The following is an 18,428-nucleotide window of genomic DNA, read 5'->3' on the forward strand; positions in this document are numbered from 1 at the left end:
TGATCTGGGGTGCTGCGATGCGGTGATGCTGTGCTCAATGCAAGGTATCTAGTATCACGGTAGTACTTCGCCCACTCTGCCAGGAGTCCGCATCGTGTCAGGCCCCCAGATAGGACTTTGGGTCCGTGATATCGGCCACCGTGTCGTCGTCCGGCACCGGATCCCGGGCGGACTGACCGACGTGATCGGCGTTCTGCAGTCCTGGGACCCCTCCGGCCTGGTCGTACGGCACGCGGACAGCAGTCTGCACCAGGTCGCGACCGCCGACGTGGCGGCGGCCAAACGGATCCCGGAGATGCCGCTGCGCCCGGTGGACGTCGAGCAGCTCTTCCTGACCACCGCCCTGGGCCGGCCCGCGGCCGAGACGGCGTACGTCGGCCAGTGGTTGCTGCGGGCATCTTCCGGCTGGACCGGCCGGGGCAACTCGCTGCTCCCGGCCGGAAACCCCGGCATGCCGGTCGCCGAGGCGCTCAAGCACGCTGAAGCCTTCTACGACGAGCGCGGCCTGCCCCCGCTGGCACTCGTCCGCGTCGGCAGCCCGGAAGCGGCCGAATTCCTTGCCCAGGGGTGGATCGACGCCCGCCCGGAGCAGTCGGACACCTTCGTCCTGCACACCACCCTGGACCACGTGAACGCCTCCCCGCAGTACGACGCACTGATCGCGGAGCACCCCAGCAACGCGTGGTACGCCGCCGCGTTCGACGGACCGGTGCCCGAGGCTGCCCCGGCCGTGATGGAGGGTGCGCCGAAGGCCGTGTTCGCCTCGATCACCCTGGACGGCCGCACAGTGGCCGTCGGGCGGGGGTCGATGACGGGGCACTGGCTCGGTATCGATGCCATCCGGGTGGACCCGTCGTACCGCCGCCGTGGCCTGGGTACGGCGCTCGTCCAGGGTCTGGCCAGGTGGTCCGGGCCGCTGGGAGGCCGCCGTACCTATCTGGAGGTCGTGGAGGAGAACACGGCCGCCATGGCCACCTACCGCAGGCTTGGCTATGCGGACGCGTACCGCTACCGCTATCTGACCAAGCGCTGAGCCGCAGCCGCCCCCACCAGCGTCAGCACGATGAACCCGACCAGTACGACGCTCAGCGCCGTACTGGGGTTCGAGGCGAGCGCTGCGTAGGTAGAACCGGCCAGAGCGACCCCGAGAGCGCCGGACAGCTGTGCGTTGGTGGCGACCACGCCGGACAGGTCCGCGGCGTACTGCGGGGACATGCTCGAGGTGACTGCTCCGATCAGAGTGTTGGCGCTGATGCCTAGCCCGAGGCCGCCGACGCCGAGCAGCGCGAACAGGAGCGGTCCGGTCCGGCCACCAAGCTGCAGATAGGCCAGCACCGACACGTAGCCGGCCGCGAGGACCAGACAGCCGATGACGGGCATCCACCGCACTCCCCTGCGCAGCCGCGGGATGATCGGCCCGGCCAGCCCGAACGCCGCCACCCAGACGACCATGGCGAAGCCCGAGTACGCCGGCCCCTTGTGCAGCCCGGCCTGGAGGTAGAGGGCGAGGACGAAGAGCAGAGCGAAGTACGTGCCCGTTGTGCAGCCATGTGCGAGCATGCCGGCCCGGACGGCCGGGTTCCGGAGCACCTGCCTCGCGATCAGGGGGCGACCACCGCGGGCGGCCCCGCGGCGTTCGCCGTACTCGAAGAAGGCCAGGGCGGGGAGGCTCAGCAGGAGGCACATCCAGGACCAGGTCGGCCAGCCGCGTTCGGAACCCAGCAGGAGCGGGACGATCACGAGCAGGACCGTGGCGGAAAGGGTGAGTACGCCGACCAGGTCGAGCGGATCGCGATCGGTGCTCCGGTCAGCGGGGAGCAGGCGGCGGCCGGCGACCAGGAGCGCCAGGCCGATGGGGATGTTGACGAGGAAGATCGGCCGCCAACTGGTGCCGAACAGGTCGGCCGCGATGAGTACGCCGCCGAGGATCTGACCGAGCACAGCCCCACCGGACAAGGCGATCGAGAAGTAGCCCAGCGCCTTCAGCCGGTCCCGGCCGTGGAAGTGCAACTGGATGCCGCTGAGGACCTGCGGGACCATCAGCGCGGCGCCGGCGCCCTGGACGAAGCGGGCGACGACGAGGGAGACGATCTCGGGCGCGAGCCCGCAGGCCAGCGAGGCTGCCGTGAACACCAGCAAGCCGAGGAGGAACGTACGCCGGTAGCCGAGCGACGAGCCGAGCCGGGCGCCGGTGATGAGCAGGACGGCGAACGCGACGACGTACCCGGAAACGACCAGTCCGACCGCACCCTCCGAGGCGTGCAGATCGGCACCGATCGACGGGCCGGCGATGTTCGCGACCGCGGTGTCGATGTTCGCCATGAACTGCCCGGTGAGCAGTACAGCCAGGATCGCGGCCCGATTGACCGTCTTCGTGTCGTGCAGGGTGTTTTCCACACGGCTGGAACGTGTGAGGCCGGTGTGATGTGAGGGCGTTAGGCTCAGGTGCCATGTCGGATCACAGGGCGGATCACGTGGCGGAGCGGCCGGAGTACGCGGGGGACTTCGAGGAAACGGTGCACGTGGAGTACACGCCGCACCCGGACGACGGGGTGGCGGACCCGGGCGAGATCGTCTGGACCTGGGTGCCGTTCGAGGAGGACCATCACCGCGGCAAGGACCGGCCGGTGCTGGTGGTCGGGTCGGACGGTCCATGGCTGCTGGCGCTGATCCTGACCAGCAAGGATCACGACCGGGACGCCGCCGACGAGGCACGCTGGGGCCGGATCTGGATGGACATCGGCAGCGGCGCCTGGGACAAGGAAGGCCGCAACAGCGAGGTCCGCCTGGACCGCGTGCTGCGCATCGACCCTGGTCAGGTCCGCCGCGAAGGCGCCGTCATCGGCGAGGACCTGTTCAACCAGGTAGCCGCCGAACTCCACAGGATCCACCGGAGCTGACGCAGCCCCGGCCCGGATCAGCTCGGTGGGCGGGTGGTGGCGCCCTGGCTGGGCTTGTTCAAGCCTGGCGGCGTACTGGTGCCGGGCGGCGTCGGGGTAGTGCCGGGCTTGGGACCGCAGCGGATGTCGTCGGCCGCGTTGTACTTCGTGGTGAACGACTCGGTCTTCTGCCGTACGCCGTTCTTCGCGAAGTACCGGAAGACCGTGATGTCGAACCCGGCGGTGGGCGCCTGCGGCCGGCACTTGGCATCGGCGTTGTAGACCACCTTCGGTGCGCGCGGGTTCCGCTTCCCCGACTGGCCCGCGGTGATGTCCCAGACCTTGGTGCCCCAGATCTTCACCGTGATGCTGCCCGCGCTGCCCGGCGTCGACGCCTTGAAGATCGTCTGCACCAGCACGCCGTGCCCGGAGTCGTTGAGGAACTTCAGGTCCACCGTCGGCCAGGCCACTGTCGCTTCCCGGCCGATCGGGTAGCGGCTGATGTAGACGCTGTGCGCCTTGTGCTCGACGTCCTTCAGCCCGGCGAAGAACGCCGCGTTGAACGTGGTCGTCGCCGACTGCGACACGCCACCGCCGAGGTCGAGCACGAACTTCCCGCCGCTGATGATGTTGCCCTCGGTGAAGCCGTTCTCCTTGGTCCGCTCGCCGACGATCTTGTTCAGGCTGAACGTGTCGCCCGGCTTCACCAGGGTGCCGTTGATCTTGGCCGCCGCGGTGCCGATGTTCACGTTCCGGTACGGCGCGTGCGGGAAGGTGGTGGTGAACTCCCCCATCACTTCCTTGATCCCGAGCGCGGCGGCAGCCTCGGTGGTCACCTTCGCCTTGGTGTGGGTCAGCCCGACCGCGGCCCGCCGCTCGCCTTGCGGCTTCGGCAGCACCGCGAGGATCGCGGGTCCCACCTTGGCCCGGTCGACCACGATGCCGTCGACGGCCGGAACGACCTTCGGCGTGGTCCCGACGATCTGGACCGTGGCGTCCTTGGGCAGCGTCTCCAGCGTCTTGAACCGCGCCTGGAACAGCGGCTCGAGCATCTTCGTGTTCAGGGCCGGGGTGGCGTTGCCGTCCTTGACGGTCACCGTCAGCGCGGGCCCGAACTCCTTCGGCTGCAGCTCGGCGGACTTGTTCCCGACGGTCAGCCGGACCGGGCCGGACATGGCCGGTTCGGCGAAGTCCTTCAGTGCCTTGTCCATCGCGTCCGTGCCGGCCTGCGGCTTGGTCACGTTGACCGGAAGGTCGGCGGGCGTGTCACCGGCCGGGTAGGCGGCGACGAGTGCGTCCGCCGCCTTCGCGTTGTCCAACTGGAGGCCCTCGGCGGGTGCGTGCTGGACCGGCGTGGCTTCCTTGAAGGTGATGGTGCCTTCGGTGGCCGGACGGTTCACCTGGGTGGCGAGCTTGTCGACGGCGGCCTTCAGCTTCGCGTCGTCCGCGGTGACCACCGGGTCGACGGCGCCACCGCCGGTCAGGGCATGCCAGATGCGGCCGGGGGCCAGGCTGCGGCCCGCGCCTGCGGCGTTGACGGTGGCGGCCAGGTTCAGGCTGAGACCGGCATCGGCCGGGTTCACCTCGAACTTCGACTGGCCGGCCTTGAGGGGCATCGGCTGGGCCAGGCGGTCCTTCAGCCCGGCCTCGAGCTTGGCCTTGGCATCGCCCTCGGACATCCCGCCGACCGGGATGCCGAGCACCGTGGTGTCACCGGGAATCTTGTCGCCCGCGAACGCGAACGCCGCGCCGTAGCCCACTACGACCACGCCAAACCCAGCAGCGGCGATGATCCCCGCTAGCTGCTTCTTCCCCACCGGACAGAGTCCTCCACTCAAACCGTGTACAGGCCGCGTCCGCTCGGGACACGAGGGGACATCTTACGGGACAGATCAGGCCTCTTCTGCCGCCGGGGCGGGCCCGTCCTGGCCGGGGGTGGCCCGACATGCCCCGGATTGCCCGTAGCCGCGCGACGTGCGGTCTAACGCTCAGGCTCCGGGCAGTTTCCGGTAGTGACTCGCGTGGTAGATCAGCGCGCCCGGATCGGCCGGCTCACCCAGGCCGAGGCTCAGAACCTCACCGACCACGATGGTGTGGTCGCCGCCGTCATACGTCGCCCAGGTCCGGCACTCGAGCCAGGACAGAGCCCCCTCCAGCACCGCGCAGCCGGTCTTCGGGCCGGCCGACGTCGTGATCCCGTCGAACTGGCTGTACAGATCCCGGCCGGAGCGGGCGAACCGGTCCGCGATCGGCTGCTGATCCCCCGCCAGCACCGACATGGCCCAATATCCACAGTCCAGTACGGCGGCATGCATCCGGACGCCCTTGTCGACGCAGACCAGCACCAGTGGCGGGTCGAGCGAGAGGGACGTGAACGCGTTCGCTGTCATCGCGTGCGCGACGCCGTCCTGGAGCGTGCTCATGATCGTGATGCCGGAGGCGAACCGGCCGAGCGCAGCACGGAAGTCGGCGGGCGCGACGCTCCCACTGGGCTCCGACGAGGACACCATTGCAGACTATGCCCGCAGGAAGGTTGACGCCTCAACCGAGTGTGTGGGAACGGTCACGCCCGCACGGCCCTACAGTCCCGCGAACAGGTCGTGCTCGAGGCCGTCCGGGCCGGGTGCCGCGGTGCCCTTGACCAGGCGATAGGACTCCGAGGCCCAGACCTGGTTGCCGTTGTTGTTCGACAGCGCGAAGAACGGCCCGTCGACGGTGATCTGGGTGGCGTGCGCCTTCATCGCGTTCATCTTGCGATCCAGGAACTCGTCGCCGTCGATGACGCAGTCGATCAGCCGGTCCGGCGTGATCGGCGGACCCATCGGACCGTCCGGATCCATGCCCTCGAACGTCGTCGTGTCACCGGCCTCGCGCAGCCGGCGCAGGCTCTCGCGCATCCGCGACTCCGCCATCGCGATCCAGTAGATCTTCGCGATGTCCCAGGCCTCGCCGAGGTCCTCCCGGTACGACGGGGCGGCCGCCAGGGCAGCGGCGTACGTCGCGACGCGATGGGCCTTGATGTGGTCGGGGTGACCGTAGTTCCCGTACTCGTCGTACGTCACCAGGACCTGGGGGCGGACCTCGCGGATGACCGGGACCAGGTCATCGGCCGCGGCGAGCAGGTCGGCCTGCCAGAAGCTGTCCTTGCGGGTCTCCAGCGGGACGGCGGCGTTGCCTTTGTCGTTGTAGATCATCCCGGTGTCGCGGTACTTCCCGGCACTGCCGAGCCAGCGGTGGTCGGTGACGCCGAGCTCGGCCATCGCGGCGGCGAGCTCGCCGATCCGGTGCTCACCGAGCTGATCGGTCTGGTCGGCGGCCAGGTGTTCGAGGTCCGGGACGAGCACCTCACCCTCTTCACCGAGCGTGCAGGTGATGAGCGTGACAGCGGCGCCCTCGGCCACGTAACGCGCCATCGTCACGCCGTTGTTGATGGTCTCGTCGTCCGGGTGGGCGTGCACCAGCAGCAGCCGGCGGTCAGGTAGCTCACTCATGCCGAAAGCCTACGTCGGCCCGCCGACAGCTTTTCTGGCTCGCCGGGACTGTCACGGCTCGCCGACAACTCGACAACAACCTTGGTCGCGGCCCGGGCGCTGCGCCTGGTTGAGGCCCGGGCATCGCCCGGACCGCGACGGGTCCGGCGCTGCACACAGGGGGGTCAGCGGCTGAAAGGGTGGTCAGCCGGGTCCGCAGCGCCGGTCTTCCCCGGACCCGAAGCCCGGGGAAGGGGATCAGCCGAACCGGCGGACGAGCAGACAGCCGGCCTGGAAGCGGGATCTGGCCCCGAGACCGGCGATCAGCGCGCTGATCTCGGCCCGGACGGTCCGCAGCGAGAGGCCCAGTTCCCGGGCGATCGCCGCGTCCTTGGCGCCGGTGGACATCATCCGGCCGATCGCCACCTGGCGACTGGTCAGCTCCTTCACCGCCGCGGGGGTACGACGCCGCGATCCCAGCTCGTACACCTCGCAGACGAGCTCCGGCGCGATGTCCTCCCGCCGCAGGGCGGGAACGGCCTGGTACACCGACATGCCTGTACTCCTCCCCGGTAAGTAACGGTCACGATTCTCCGGCCGGTCCAGACCGCTCACCAGGTACAACCCATACAGTTGACCCATACAAACCGTGACTGTCGCATCACGAAGGCCCGAGCAGGCCGGGTGAGGGTGTGATGTCTGCCACTCAGGGCAGTTCGCGGAGCCGCCGGACGAACGGCCGGTCCGGGATCAGCCAGTCCGCCTCGTCGAGTTCGGCCGGGGCGAACCACCGGAGCTCGGCGTGCTCCCGCAGTACGGGGTCGCCGGCAACGATCGACGCCCGGTAGACCTGCAGGCGGTACCGCTCGGAGATGTCCACCGCCGGACCGAGCGACTCGCCGACCTTGATCTCCAGGTCGAGCTCCTCGCGGATCTCCCGGACCGCCGCCTGCTCCTCGGTCTCGCCCGGCTCGGCCTTGCCGCCCGGGAACTCCCAGCCACCGCCGGGATCGGGCCGGTACGCCGCCAGCACCCGGCCGTCCCTGACAATGGCGACTCCTACCACGATCTGCACGGTGCGACTCTGCCAGATATACAAGGAAAACTGTCCCCGGCCTCCGGCAGGATGACCCGCATGCCGTTGCAGAACAGGGTTTTGCCGACCCAGGAGATCGTCGCCGACGCCGGCCGCGGCCTGCTGATGGGCAACCGCGGCACGCTGCACAACCCCGACCGCCGCCTGGGGACGACGCGCTGGCGCTCCAAGGCCTGGATCTGCTGCGTCCTTGACTGGAAAGGGGTTCGGCGCGATCCGATGCCGCCGGGACGCTGGACCGCACTGTTCTTCTTCGACGAGGCGGTCGCGCTCGCGGCCGGCCATCGCCCCTGTCATTACTGCCGCCGCAGGGACTTCCTGCTGTACGCCGGGGCCTGGGCGACCGGCCGCGGTCTCGACGAGCGCCCGCGCGCCGCGGCGATGGACGCCCAACTGCATCTCGAGCGCGTCGAGCCACGCACTCGACGACAACGCACCACGATCCAGGACCTCGGCGAACTCCCTGACGGAGCGATGATCCGGTACGACGGCCGCCCGGCGCTCGTGCTCGGCCACCAGGTGCTGCCCTGGTCCTGGGACGGGTACGGCGAGGCCCGCCGGCCGCCCGGACTGCGTGAGGCCGAGGTGCTCACCCCACCGGCGAATCTCGTTGTACTGAAGGCCGGATTCGCTCCATTACTCCACCCGACGGCGGTCGGCAACTGAGGTAACCCTAACTGGAAACACGCCGTACCGAGGAGTCTTCCGTTGAGCGCCCCGCAGAGGCAAAGTGTGCCCATACTGACAGCCACAAGACAACTACTGGAGTCGGCATGGGTGAAGGCAACAGCGGCGTTGCCGCAGTCGTCCGCGCGCTCGAGGCACTACACACGTCCGTCGGCAAACTCAGTCAGGAGTACGGTGACACTCTCGGCATCCGCCGGTTGGTGTCGGATGTGGCCCGGCTGAACGACGACTTGGCTGAGCTCGGCCCTCCCGACCCCCGTCACAGACCCGGACCCGTTCCGGAGGAACTCGAGGAGATTCCCGACGTGGAGTATGACGCGTCCATGTGGACAGACGCGGAGCACGAAGGCTTCGGCGCGCCCGACAGGCACGCTCCCTGATGGCGACCGGTGTAAGCGCTCCCGGTCGCGCGCAGATCGGGCAGAAAACCCTACGGACCGATCGCTGGTGGCTGGCACCGCTGCGCATCGGCGTGATCCTGGCCTTCTTCGTGATCTACGCGACGGTCCGGATCTTCATGAACAAGTGGTACTGGGTCGACGCCTACCACTACCTCACGCCGCTGTACTCGCCGTGCGTGACCAGCAGTTGCGTCGAAGGCTCCAGCCACCTCGGCACCTGGTTCGGCAACTTCCCGCGCTTCGTGCCGTTCAGTCTGATCACGTTCGTGATCCTGGCCGGCTTCCGCGGCACCTGTTACTACTACCGCAAGGCGGGCTACCGGTCGCTGTTCTTCGCACCGGCCGCGTGCGCGGTGCCGGAGCCGCACAAGAGCTACTCCGGTGAGCGGAAGTTCCCGCTGGTCGCGCTGAACCTGCACCGCTACTTCTTCTACGGCGCGCTGGTCTTCGGTCTGCTGAACGTCTACGACGGCATCCAGGCCTTCCACGGCAAGGACGGTGGCTTCGGCATCGGCCTCGGCACGCTGATCATCTGGATCAACCTGGTCGCGCTGTGGCTGTACACGCTGTCCTGCCACGCCTGCCGGCACATCGTCGGCGGCCGGCTGAAGAACTTCTCCAAGCACCCGCTGCGCTACCGGTACTGGACCTTCGTGTCCAAGCTGAACCCCAAGCACGGCACGTTCGCGATGACGTCGCTGTTCACCGTGATCTTCACCGACGCCTACATCATGGCGTTGTCGGCCGGCTGGTTCTCCGATCTGCGCTTCATCAACTGACCTACGGGATCTCTGACTTCTCATGACTGAGCTGGAACGACACACCTACGACGTCGTCGTGATCGGGGCCGGCGGCGCCGGCCTGCGGGCGGCGATCGAGGCCCGCGAGCAGGGCAAGCGCACCGCGATCGTGTGCAAGTCGCTGTTCGGCAAGGCGCACACCGTGATGGCCGAAGGCGGCTGCGCGGCGGCGATGGGCAATGCGAACTCCAACGACAACTGGCAGGTCCACTACCGCGACACGATGCGCGGCGGCAAGTTCCTGAACAACTGGCGGATGGCCGAACTGCACGCGCAGGAAGCCCCCGACCGGGTCTGGGAACTGGAGACGTACGGCGCTCTGTTCGACCGCACGCCGGACGGCCGGATCAGCCAGCGCAACTTCGGCGGCCACACCTACCCGCGGCTCGCGCATGTCGGCGACCGCACCGGTCTGGAGCTGATCCGCACCCTGCAGCAGAAGATCGTCTCGCTGCAGCAGGAGGACTTCGAGGCCACCGGCGACTACGAGGCCAACCTCAAGGTGTACGCCGAGTGCACCGTCACCGAGTTGCTGAAGGACGGGGACGCGATCTCCGGGGCCTTCGGCTACTGGCGCGAGTCCGGCCGGTTCATCCTGTTCGACGCGCCCGCGGTGGTGCTGGCGACCGGCGGTGTCGGCAAGTCCTTCAAGGTCACCTCGAACTCCTGGGAGTACACCGGTGACGGGCACGCGCTGGCGATGCGGGCCGGCGCGACCCTGATCAACATGGAGTTCATCCAGTTCCACCCGACCGGCATGGTCTGGCCGCCGTCGGTGAAGGGGATCCTGGTCACCGAGTCGGTCCGCGGTGACGGCGGCGTACTGAAGAACTCCGAGGGCAAGCGGTTCATGTTCGAGTACGTGCCGGACGTGTTCCGCGAGCAGTACGCGGAGACCGAGGACGAGGCGGACCGCTGGTACAAGGATCCGGACAACAACCGGCGGCCACCGGAGCTGCTGCCCCGCGACGAGGTCGCCCGGGCGATCAACTCCGAGGTCAAGGCCGGCCGCGGTACGCCGCACGGCGGTGTCTTCCTGGACGTGTCGTCACGGCTCCCGGCCGAGGAGATCACCCGCCGGCTGCCGTCGATGCACCACCAGTTCAAGGAGCTGGCCGACGTCGACATCACCGCGGAGCCGATGGAGGTCGGCCCGACCTGTCACTACGTGATGGGTGGCGTCGAGGTCGACCCGGACACCGCGTCGTCCGTCGTACCGGGCCTGTTCGCGGCCGGTGAGGTCGCCGGTGGCATGCACGGGTCGAACCGGCTGGGCGGCAACTCTTTGTCCGACCTGCTCGTCTTCGGGCGGCGTGCGGGCATGGGTGCGGCGGTGTACGTCGACTCGCTGCAGGAGCGGCCGAAGATCGACGAGGCGGACATCGACGCCGCGGCGACCGAGGCGCTGGCGCCGTTCGAGCTCGAGGGCGGGGAGAACCCGTACTCGATCCACCAGGAACTGCAGCAGTCGATGAACGACCTGGTCGGCATCATCCGCAAGGAAGAGGAGATGGAGCAGGCGCTCGGCCGGCTGGCCGAGTTCCGCGGCCGGATCGCGAAGATGACGGTGGAGGGCCACCGCCAGTTCAACCCCGGCTGGCACCTGGCGCTCGACCTGCGCAACATGCTGACGGTGTCCGAGTGCGTGGCCAAGGCGGCGCTGCGGCGGCAGGAGTCGCGCGGCGGTCACACCCGCGACGACTACCCGGGCATGAACGCCGAGTGGCGCAAGAAGCTGCTGGTCTGCGCACTCGATGCCGACGGCGGCGTGAACGTGACCGAGGAGCAGCAGATCCCGATGCGCGAGGACCTGCTCGAACTGTTCGAGCTCGACGAGCTGAAGAAGTACCTGACGGATGAGGAGCTGCCGGCCAAATGACCGAGCGGAGCGAGGGCATCAAAAAGCACAGTGTGTCTCGTGCCTCGTCGGCGCCCGGAGCGGAGCGAGGACGTCGATGAGCTACAAGGGCAAATTCCGCGTCTGGCGGGGTGACTCCGACGGCGGCGAGCTGAAGGACTACGAGGTCGAGGTGAACGAGGGCGAGGTCGTCCTCGACGTCATCCACCGGCTGCAGGCGACCCAGACGCCGGACATGGCGGTCCGGTGGAACTGCAAGGCCGGCAAGTGCGGCTCCTGCAGCGCCGAGATCAACGGCATGCCGAAGCTGATGTGCATGTGCCGGATGAACACGTTCGCCGAGGACGAGGTCGTCACGGTGACGCCGATGCGCACCTTCCCGGTGATCCGCGACCTGGTCACGGACGTGTCGTTCAACTACCAGAAGGCCCGCGAGATCCCGGCCTTCAAGCCGCCGGCGGACGTGAAGCCGGGCGACTACCGGATGCAGCAGGTCGATGTGGAGCGCTCGCAGGAGTTCCGCAAGTGCATCGAGTGCTTCCTGTGCCAGGACACCTGTCACGTGATCCGCGACCACGAGGAGAACAAGGAGAGCTTCTCCGGGCCGCGGTTCCTGATGCGGATCGCCGAACTGGACATGCACCCGCTCGACGCCGCCGACCGGCAGCACGCGGCCCAGGAGCAGCACGGCCTGGGCTTCTGCAACATCACCAAGTGCTGCACCGAGGTGTGCCCCGAGCACATCAAGATCACCGACAACGCGCTGATCCCGATGAAGGAGCGCGTCGCCGACCGCAAGTACGACCCGATCGTCTGGCTCGGCAACAAGATCCGCCGCCGCCCAGCCTGATCCACCACCCGAGAGCCCCCGGCCCACCCGCCGGGGGCTCTCGCCTTTCTCCCACCCCCGTCTGCCTGGCTGGCCCACGAGACGGTGGGTTGGCCCCCCGGAATCGCGGTGGCCAACCCACCAGCGGCGAGGTCAGCCAGGCAGACGGGGGTGGGAGAAGGGTGGGGGGTCAGTCAGGGATTCGGTCGTCCGGGTGGGGGAGTTGGGTGGGCCCGGTGAGCGCCTAGGGTGCGTGGCATGGACGTGGTGATCTTCGGGCTGATCAGCATCGGCATCTTCATGGTGATCTTCGTGCCGGTGTCGCAGCGGCTGCTCGGCGTGCGGTTCGGGCTGGTGCGGCTGGTGATCGGCGCCGCGCTCACGCTGACCGTCTTCAGCCCGCTGATGAACGCGCTCGCCGGCCCGCCGCCCGTCGACATCTCCACCGGTGCAGCGATGTCCTTCCTCGCTCTCACCGCGGTCTGCTCGGTCCTTAGCGGCCTGGTGTTCCTGGTGCTGTCCGAGGCCCTGGTCCCGACCGGATCGTTGCCCCGGGCCCGGGATCTCCGGCGTGACCTGGCCGGCCGGGTCGCCCGCACCCGCCGCTACCTGCAGATCCTCCGGATCGCGATCCGGCACGGTCTCGGACCATACCTGCGGGGCCGGCGCCGGCCCGGCCGTGAGAACGCCGCCGGCCAGGCCGAGCTGGCCCGATCGCTGCGGCTCGCGCTCGACGAGGCGGGCGTCACCTTCGTCAAGCTCGGCCAGGTGCTGTCCACCCGCAGCGACGTCATCCCGCCGTCGGTCGCCAGCGAGCTGAGTCGCCTCCAGGACCAGGCCTCCCCCACGCCCTGGCCGCAGATCGAGCAGGTCATCACCGAAGAGCTCGGAGCCCCACCCCACCAGGTGTACGCCGACTTCGACACCGAACCACTCGCGGCCGCCTCGGTCGCCCAGGTCCACACCGCGCGGCTGCGCACGCCTGACGGTCCGCGGGTGGTCGTGAAGGTCCAGCGCCCCGGCATCGCGTCGATCGTCGACCGGGACCTCGACATCGTCCGCCGGCTGGCCCGCCTGCTCGAGCGGAACACCGACTGGGGCCGGTCGATGGGAGTCCGCGCCCTCGCCGACGGGTTCGCAGAGGCGATGCGCGAGGAGCTCGACTTCACCGTCGAGGCCGGCAACATGACCGCCGTCGCAGCCGGCCAATCAGTTGCCTCCACCAACGAACTCGTCGTCCCCGAGCTCTACCCGCAGGAGTCGACCCATCGGGTCCTGACCATGCAGCGCCTGGACGGCATCGGGCTGGGCGGCGCTGCGACGGCGATCGCGGAGCGCGGCCTGGACGCGGCCCGGCTGGGCCGGGTGCTCTTCGACTGCCTGCTCGGCCAGGTCGCGATCGACGGGGTCTTCCACGCGGACCCGCATCCGGGCAACTTCCTGCTCCTGACCGACGGCCGGATCGGCATGCTCGACCTCGGCTCGGTCGGCCGGCTCGATCCAGCCACCCGCGAGGCGCTGCAGCGGTTCCTGCTCGCGATCGATCACGGTGACCCGGTCGCCGCGACCGACGCGCTGCTGGAGATCGTCTACCGCCCGGACGTGATCGACGAGCGCAGCCTCGAGCGCGCGGTCGGCCAGTTCATGACCCGCCACCTTGCCGCCGGAGTTTCGCTCGGACCGGCCATGTTCAACGACCTGTTCAGGATCATCACGATGCACGAACTCGGCGTGCCGCCGGAGGTGGCCGCTGTGTTCCGGGCGCTGGCGACGATCGAGGGCACCATCTCGCGGATCTCCCCCGGCTTCGATCTGGTCGCGGCGTCCCGCCAGTTCGCCGCCGCCCATGTCACCGATCGCCTTGCGCCAGAGGCCTTGCGTCGTACGGCGACCGAGGAGCTCGCCACGTTGCTGCCGATGCTGCGCCGGCTGCCGCGGCGGATCGACCGGATCGCGGCCGCGGCGGAGAGCGGACGGCTGGGGCTCAACGTGCGGCTGTTCGCGGATGACCGGGATCGGCGGCACATCACCGGCCTGCTGCATCAGACCCTGCTCGCGATCCTCGGGGCCACCGCGGGCCTGATGGCGGTGTTGCTGCTGGGTACGCCGGGCGGGCCTCAGGTGACCGCGTCGATGAGCCTGTTCCAGCTGTTCGGCTACAACCTGCTGGTGATCTGCGCGGTGCTCGTCCTGCGCGTCCTCGTCCTGGTCTTCCGGCTCCCGGACGGCCGTCGTACCTGAATCCGCTTGACCTCCAGTGCACTTGAACCTTGAGCATTGCGGTCATGACTGCGACCGCCTCCACCGGCAGCGACCCAGTGACCCGTGAGCGTCTGTTCAGCGGCCGGCACCTGCCGCTCGTGCTGGGGGTGATCGGACTCGTCACCCTGGGCGCGTTCGAGAACCGCGCGGTCGGTACGGCGTTGCCCACGATGGTCCGGGAGTTCAATGCCCTCGGCAGCTTCGGACTCGCGAACGCGGCTCCGAACGCGAGCTACCTGATCTCGCTCGCGGTCGCCGGGCTGTGGTCCGACCGGCGTGGACCGATCCCGACCCTGCGCACCGGCGCGATCGCCTTCACGCTTGCGCAGTTGCTGGTCGGTACCGCGGTGGGAATGCCGATGATCGTCGCGGGCCGGCTGCTCAGCGGATTCGCGGAGGGACTGCTGGACGTCTCGCTGATGGTGCTGGTCGCGCGCGCACTGCCCGCCGTACTGCGGCCCAAGATGTTCGCGCTGTTCGCAGCGATGTGGATCCTGCCGTCGGTGGTGGGGCCGCTGCTGACTGGTCTCGTCACCGAGCAGTTCGGGTGGCGGTGGGTCTTCCTGGGCGCCGTCGTCCTGCTGGTGCCGAGTTGGATGTTGCTCGGTCCTGCCATGCAACTCTCGCTGCGGACACCGGCGCCGGAGCGGAGTGCGGAAGATGCGGCTGAGCTGGAGGCTTGGCGGGCCGCGCTCCCCTGGGCACTCGCCGCGTCGGTCGCGCTGTTCTCGATGACGCTCGCCGGCGACCACCTGGAGGCGCACCCGGTGATCTGCGGGATCGCGATCCCGGTGGCGCTGGTGGTGCTCGGGCTGGCCGCCGTACGCGTGATGCCGAAGGGGACGTTCGTCGTACGGCGAGGCTTCCCGGCGGTGGTCGCGGTCCGCGGACTGGGCGGAGCGGCGTTCGCCGGAGTCGGCGCGTACCTGCCGTTGCTACTCACGTTGCAGCACGACTTCAGCCCGTCGCGTGCCGGTGTGACGCTGTCCATCACCGGGGTCAGTTGGGCGCTGGGGTCCTGGCTGCAGGGCAGGGAGCACGGCATCGAGCGAGTGAAGGTACTGCGGACCGGGCTGGCCTTCATGACGATCGGGCTGCTCGTCACTTCACTATTGGCCTGGACGGATGCAACGACCTGGTTCGGTCTGATCGGCTGGACGTTCGCCGGAATCGGAATGGGCCTGAGTACGTCGAGCCTGTCGGTGCTCACGCTGGACCTGTCGGATGAGAACAACTCCGGCCGCAACAGCAGCGCCGCCCAGATGGCGAGCACGATGAGCATCGCCACCGCCTTGGCCGTCAGCGGCACGCTGCTCGCTCTGAACTCCTCCGATCCTCAGCCGTGGGTGTTCGGCGCCATCGTCACGGCCGGCGCCGGCCTCGCCCTCCTCGGTTTCTGCACCGCCGGCCGCGTCCGCACCTAGTGCCGATGGGGCTAGAGTGACGGCATGGCTGAGCTGCTGACCGACGACCAGATCGACCTCGCGATCCGCGACCACCTGCCGCAGTGGAAGGTCGTGGACAACGAACTGGTCCGCAGCGTCACGAAGGAAGCGTTCCTGGACGGCATCCGGCTGGTCGCGACAGTCGCGCAGCTGGCCGAGTCGATGAATCACCACCCGGACATCGACATCCGCTACACCACGGTCACCTTCCGGGTCAGCAGCCACGAGGCCGGCGGCATCACCGAGGACGACCTGGTGCTGGCCCGGCACATCGACACCGCGGCGGGCTGACCGCTTTACGTCATGGCGGTTCTCGGTCAGCAGGAGCCCTGGCTCAGCAGCGCGGCAGGCACCTACACATGAGGGCATGACCTCACGCCGCCTCGCCCTCGGAATCGCCGCCCTCCTCCTGACCTCCCTCGGATCGGCCGTCCCCGCCGATGCCTCCTTCACCGCGCCGGGGTGGTCCTGGAACCGCCCACACTGCGACACCGTGTACGGCGATGGGTCGGTGACCATCACCGAGTCCGACGGCAAGGTGCTCGCGCCGACCACGGGCAAGCTGCGTCCCGTCACATACGCAAAGGTTGCCGCCCTCCAGGAACCGAACACCCTGATCACCATCGGCCAGCACCTGATCCAGCGGTCCAGCGACGCTGGTTGCAGCTGGCAACTACTCGACAAGACGCCTGGCGACCTCAGCACGTACGACGTCCAGCCGGGACCGGGCGATACGGCGTACATCTACAGCGTGAACGACCAGCCGATCCATCGGGTGAAAGGCGGTACGGTCACCACAGTCCAGGGACCGGTGAGCGGCGACGGACTCGCCGCGCTGTCCTCCGAGCCCGGCCGACTCCGTGTCGTCGCGGGCGACGGCCAATTCTACGACTCGTACGACGACGGCGTCACCTGGGTGCGGACCGGCGTACTGCCGGCGCGGAATCTCTTCGCGTACGACGCCGTGATCGACCCGCGGAACCCCGACCATGTCGTCGTCGGCGTGATGTCGGACGGCGTCTACGTCACGTTCGACGGCGGCCGCACCTGGACCCGGTCGCGGCCGGTGGAGCGGGTGAACGCGTTCAGCCTGGCGATGTCGCCGGCCGACCCGTCGAAGGTTTGGGTCGAGGGGTACGACCGCGACCGCGCAACCCGGTTCATCTGGGAGTCGGCGGACGGGGGGCTGAAGTTCCGCGAAGTATTGGACCAGAGCCGCGCGACCCTGATCAACGGCAACCGGATGTGGGACAGCCCGGCCGACCCGGACCTGCTCTACTTCAGCTACGGAACGTCGTTCGGCGGCTTCGGCGCCGACCTCTACCGCTTCCGCCCGTCCACCGGCGAGCTGTCCGAACAGCACAATCGCAACGACGGCATCCCGTCGGTGGCCTTCAACCCGTCCGACCCGAACATCCTCTATCTGGGGCTGGCGGAAGAGCGCTGACGCAGGCCGATCAGGACTCCCTCGGTGTCGCGCAGGTAGCAGAGCCGGCCGACCCCGGGCAGTTCCTGGATCTCGCCTTCCTGGCTGCCGCCGGCACCGCGGGCGGCGTCCAGCGTCGCCTCGAGGTCGTCGACCTCGATCCACGCGATCGTGGGCTGCTGCTGGTAGCGGCTGCTCATGATCGCGCCGTCGATCCCCTCCCCCGGTCCGGTCTGTGCGAGCAGGTAGCCCTCGGGCACCGGCGCCGGCGTGACCTGCCAGCCGAACACCTTGGTGTAGAACTCGGCGGCCCGGTCGTGGTCGGTGGCGACGAGTTCGACGTGGACGATGCGTCCCATGGCGGATCCTTTCCGATCGGTTCGGATCCGATCCTCACCCCCCGGGCCGGGTGCCGTCTTGGACGGAACTTCCATGCATCAGAGCGGCGATCCCGTTCTGCACCGCGCGGAACGAGGTCGCGCTGACGCCGGTGTACCGCTTGAAGTCGCGAGCCGCGTGCGCCTGGTCGTAGTACCCGTGCAGCGCCGAGAGCGTCGCGGCCGCGTCTCCTCCGATCAGCCCGCCGGCGAAGTGGTAGTACCGGATGATCTCGGCGTACTGCTTCGGCCCGATCCCCAGGTTGCGCGTGAAGACCCGATAGAGCGTGCTGTACGACGTCCCCGCTGCAGCGGCGACTTCCGCGACGGTCGTCCGACCATGAGCCTCGTCGATCACCCGGACCGCCTGCTCAACCAACGGCAGAGAAGGCACCTCGGTCAGCCGAGGCTTCAGGAAAGCAGCCAGGCGGTCCGCACGGGCCGGGCCGAACGGCTCCGCGCGAAGCTGCTCGACGAGGGCGGCCGTCGTACCGTCGCCAACCCAGTCGGACAACGGCAGTACGCCGTCCACGAGCCGATCGGCACGGCCGAGCGCGGCCATCCCCCACGGCTTGAACTCCACTCCGGCGTAGCTCGACGTACCGGTCTGGCCGATCACCTGCGGGCGGGTCATGATCCCGAACACCGACGCGGTGTTGGGCCACTCGGCCAGCGTGAGGGGGTCGTGCCGAGTCCCAGGTTCGGCGAGGGCGATTGCGAGGCCGGGGCGGCCGTTCGGGATCAGGATGTCCTGCCGCAGCGAGGCCAACGGCGGCGACTCGACCAGCCAGACATGCTCGACCAGATCCCGCAGCGCCTCCGGCGGTGCGAACCGCTGATAGGTGACCACGGGTTAGATCGTAAGTCTCTGGCTCCATCGGAATCGGATACGGTTGGT

At 68.8% G+C, this 18,428-nt stretch carries 19 protein-coding genes; 11 read left to right on the forward strand and 8 right to left on the reverse strand.

The window, feature by feature from the left end; genetic code table 11:
• The first annotated feature begins 94 nt into the window (after positions 1-94).
• Positions 95-1,033: a GNAT family N-acetyltransferase gene (locus tag E0H75_RS26980; RefSeq protein ID WP_238163298.1), complete on the forward strand. Its 939-nt coding sequence runs from the start codon at positions 95-97 to the stop codon at positions 1,031-1,033.
• Here the strand turns inward: E0H75_RS26980 and E0H75_RS26985 are convergent.
• Positions 1,015-2,397: an MFS transporter gene (locus E0H75_RS26985; RefSeq protein ID WP_238163299.1), complete on the reverse strand. Its 1,383-nt coding sequence runs from the start codon at positions 2,395-2,397 to the stop codon at positions 1,015-1,017. The two genes, E0H75_RS26980 and E0H75_RS26985, sit on opposite strands and share 19 nt — an antisense overlap.
• Before the next feature lie 53 nt (positions 2,398-2,450).
• On the opposite strand from E0H75_RS26985, the gene E0H75_RS26990 reads away from it, so the two are divergent.
• Entirely contained in the window at positions 2,451-2,900 is a 450-nt protein-coding gene (locus E0H75_RS26990; RefSeq protein ID WP_131516438.1) for a type II toxin-antitoxin system PemK/MazF family toxin, read from the forward strand.
• Positions 2,901-2,917: 17 nt separating this feature from the next.
• On the opposite strand, the gene E0H75_RS26995 is transcribed toward E0H75_RS26990, so the two are convergent.
• The 5 genes from E0H75_RS26995 to E0H75_RS27015 form a co-directional block, all read right to left on the reverse strand.
• The gene (locus E0H75_RS26995) at positions 2,918-4,696 is read right to left on the reverse strand and encodes a VanW family protein (protein WP_131516439.1); all 1,779 of its coding nucleotides are present in this window, start codon (positions 4,694-4,696) and stop codon (positions 2,918-2,920) included.
• Positions 4,697-4,867: 171 nt separating this feature from the next.
• On the reverse strand, positions 4,868-5,386 hold the full coding sequence (locus tag E0H75_RS27000; RefSeq protein WP_238163300.1) for a flavin reductase family protein: 519 nt from the start codon (positions 5,384-5,386) through the stop codon (positions 4,868-4,870).
• A 72-nt stretch (positions 5,387-5,458) separates the two neighbouring features.
• Positions 5,459-6,370, reverse strand: a complete 912-nt coding sequence (mshB, locus tag E0H75_RS27005) for an N-acetyl-1-D-myo-inositol-2-amino-2-deoxy-alpha-D-glucopyranoside deacetylase (RefSeq protein ID WP_131516441.1) — start codon at positions 6,368-6,370, stop codon at positions 5,459-5,461.
• Positions 6,371-6,607: 237 nt separating this feature from the next.
• Positions 6,608-6,904: a LuxR C-terminal-related transcriptional regulator gene (locus E0H75_RS27010; protein ID WP_238163301.1), complete on the reverse strand. Its 297-nt coding sequence runs from the start codon at positions 6,902-6,904 to the stop codon at positions 6,608-6,610.
• A gap of 151 nt (positions 6,905-7,055) precedes the next feature.
• The gene (locus tag E0H75_RS27015; protein ID WP_238163302.1) at positions 7,056-7,424 is read right to left on the reverse strand and encodes a (deoxy)nucleoside triphosphate pyrophosphohydrolase; all 369 of its coding nucleotides are present in this window, start codon (positions 7,422-7,424) and stop codon (positions 7,056-7,058) included.
• Between the two features lie 60 nt (positions 7,425-7,484).
• On the opposite strand from E0H75_RS27015, the gene E0H75_RS27020 reads away from it, so the two are divergent.
• From E0H75_RS27020 to E0H75_RS27060, 9 genes are all read left to right on the forward strand, one after another.
• Positions 7,485-8,111 (forward strand): hypothetical protein, encoded by a 627-nt coding sequence (locus tag E0H75_RS27020; protein ID WP_131516443.1) that lies wholly within the window; start codon positions 7,485-7,487, stop codon positions 8,109-8,111.
• A 107-nt stretch (positions 8,112-8,218) separates the two neighbouring features.
• On the forward strand, positions 8,219-8,512 hold the full coding sequence (locus tag E0H75_RS27025; protein WP_131359262.1) for a hypothetical protein: 294 nt from the start codon (positions 8,219-8,221) through the stop codon (positions 8,510-8,512).
• Positions 8,512-9,312, forward strand: coding sequence for a hypothetical protein (locus tag E0H75_RS27030; RefSeq protein WP_131516444.1), 801 nt, complete (start codon positions 8,512-8,514; stop codon positions 9,310-9,312). The genes E0H75_RS27025 and E0H75_RS27030 overlap by 1 nt, the downstream gene beginning before the upstream one ends.
• Before the next feature lie 22 nt (positions 9,313-9,334).
• The gene (locus E0H75_RS27035; RefSeq protein WP_131516445.1) at positions 9,335-11,212 is read left to right on the forward strand and encodes a fumarate reductase/succinate dehydrogenase flavoprotein subunit; all 1,878 of its coding nucleotides are present in this window, start codon (positions 9,335-9,337) and stop codon (positions 11,210-11,212) included.
• Positions 11,213-11,288: 76 nt separating this feature from the next.
• Positions 11,289-12,041 carry a succinate dehydrogenase/fumarate reductase iron-sulfur subunit gene (locus tag E0H75_RS27040; RefSeq protein ID WP_131359268.1) on the forward strand — a complete coding sequence of 251 codons (753 nt, stop codon included), beginning with the start codon at positions 11,289-11,291 and terminating at the stop codon, positions 12,039-12,041.
• A 237-nt stretch (positions 12,042-12,278) separates the two neighbouring features.
• Positions 12,279-14,261: an ABC1 kinase family protein gene (locus E0H75_RS27045; RefSeq protein WP_131516446.1), complete on the forward strand. Its 1,983-nt coding sequence runs from the start codon at positions 12,279-12,281 to the stop codon at positions 14,259-14,261.
• 44 nt (positions 14,262-14,305) lie between these two features.
• Positions 14,306-15,706, forward strand: a complete 1,401-nt coding sequence (locus E0H75_RS27050; RefSeq protein WP_131516447.1) for an MFS transporter — start codon at positions 14,306-14,308, stop codon at positions 15,704-15,706.
• Between the two features lie 24 nt (positions 15,707-15,730).
• On the forward strand, positions 15,731-16,018 hold the full coding sequence (locus E0H75_RS27055) for a 4a-hydroxytetrahydrobiopterin dehydratase (protein WP_131359278.1): 288 nt from the start codon (positions 15,731-15,733) through the stop codon (positions 16,016-16,018).
• Between the two features lie 76 nt (positions 16,019-16,094).
• On the forward strand, positions 16,095-17,174 hold the full coding sequence (locus tag E0H75_RS27060) for a WD40/YVTN/BNR-like repeat-containing protein (RefSeq protein ID WP_131516448.1): 1,080 nt from the start codon (positions 16,095-16,097) through the stop codon (positions 17,172-17,174).
• Here E0H75_RS27060 and E0H75_RS27065 read toward each other — a convergent pair.
• Together E0H75_RS27065 and E0H75_RS27070 are read right to left on the reverse strand one after the other, a co-directional pair.
• The gene (locus tag E0H75_RS27065; RefSeq protein WP_165554047.1) at positions 17,147-17,512 is read right to left on the reverse strand and encodes a VOC family protein; all 366 of its coding nucleotides are present in this window, start codon (positions 17,510-17,512) and stop codon (positions 17,147-17,149) included. The genes E0H75_RS27060 and E0H75_RS27065 overlap by 28 nt on opposite strands.
• Before the next feature lie 34 nt (positions 17,513-17,546).
• A complete protein-coding gene (locus E0H75_RS27070) occupies positions 17,547-18,380 on the reverse strand; it encodes a helix-turn-helix domain-containing protein (RefSeq protein WP_131516450.1) in 834 nt (277 codons plus the stop codon).
• Between the last annotated feature and the right edge of the window lie 48 nt (positions 18,381-18,428).

It is taken from the genome of Kribbella capetownensis (assembly GCF_004331485.1).
Taxonomy (GTDB): Bacteria; Actinomycetota; Actinomycetes; order Propionibacteriales; family Kribbellaceae; genus Kribbella; species Kribbella capetownensis.

Bases quoted from the DNA above. Each gene is read 5' to 3' on its own strand.
- E0H75_RS26990 (WP_131516438.1), top strand. From the start codon at position 2,451: ATGTCGGATCACAGGGCGGATCACGTGGCGGAGCGGCCGGAGTACGCG.
- mshB (WP_131516441.1), bottom strand. From the start codon at position 6,370: ATGAGTGAGCTACCTGACCGCCGGCTGCTGCTGGTGCACGCCCACCCG.
- E0H75_RS27010 (WP_238163301.1), bottom strand. From the start codon at position 6,904: ATGTCGGTGTACCAGGCCGTTCCCGCCCTGCGGCGGGAGGACATCGCG.
- E0H75_RS27020 (WP_131516443.1), top strand. From the start codon at position 7,485: ATGCCGTTGCAGAACAGGGTTTTGCCGACCCAGGAGATCGTCGCCGAC.
- E0H75_RS27025 (WP_131359262.1), top strand. From the start codon at position 8,219: ATGGGTGAAGGCAACAGCGGCGTTGCCGCAGTCGTCCGCGCGCTCGAG.
- E0H75_RS27030 (WP_131516444.1), top strand. From the start codon at position 8,512: ATGGCGACCGGTGTAAGCGCTCCCGGTCGCGCGCAGATCGGGCAGAAA.
- E0H75_RS27035 (WP_131516445.1), top strand. From the start codon at position 9,335: ATGACTGAGCTGGAACGACACACCTACGACGTCGTCGTGATCGGGGCC.
- E0H75_RS27040 (WP_131359268.1), top strand. From the start codon at position 11,289: ATGAGCTACAAGGGCAAATTCCGCGTCTGGCGGGGTGACTCCGACGGC.
- E0H75_RS27045 (WP_131516446.1), top strand. From the start codon at position 12,279: ATGGACGTGGTGATCTTCGGGCTGATCAGCATCGGCATCTTCATGGTG.
- E0H75_RS27050 (WP_131516447.1), top strand. From the start codon at position 14,306: ATGACTGCGACCGCCTCCACCGGCAGCGACCCAGTGACCCGTGAGCGT.
- E0H75_RS27055 (WP_131359278.1), top strand. From the start codon at position 15,731: ATGGCTGAGCTGCTGACCGACGACCAGATCGACCTCGCGATCCGCGAC.
- E0H75_RS27060 (WP_131516448.1), top strand. From the start codon at position 16,095: ATGACCTCACGCCGCCTCGCCCTCGGAATCGCCGCCCTCCTCCTGACC.
- E0H75_RS27065 (WP_165554047.1), bottom strand. From the start codon at position 17,512: ATGGGACGCATCGTCCACGTCGAACTCGTCGCCACCGACCACGACCGG.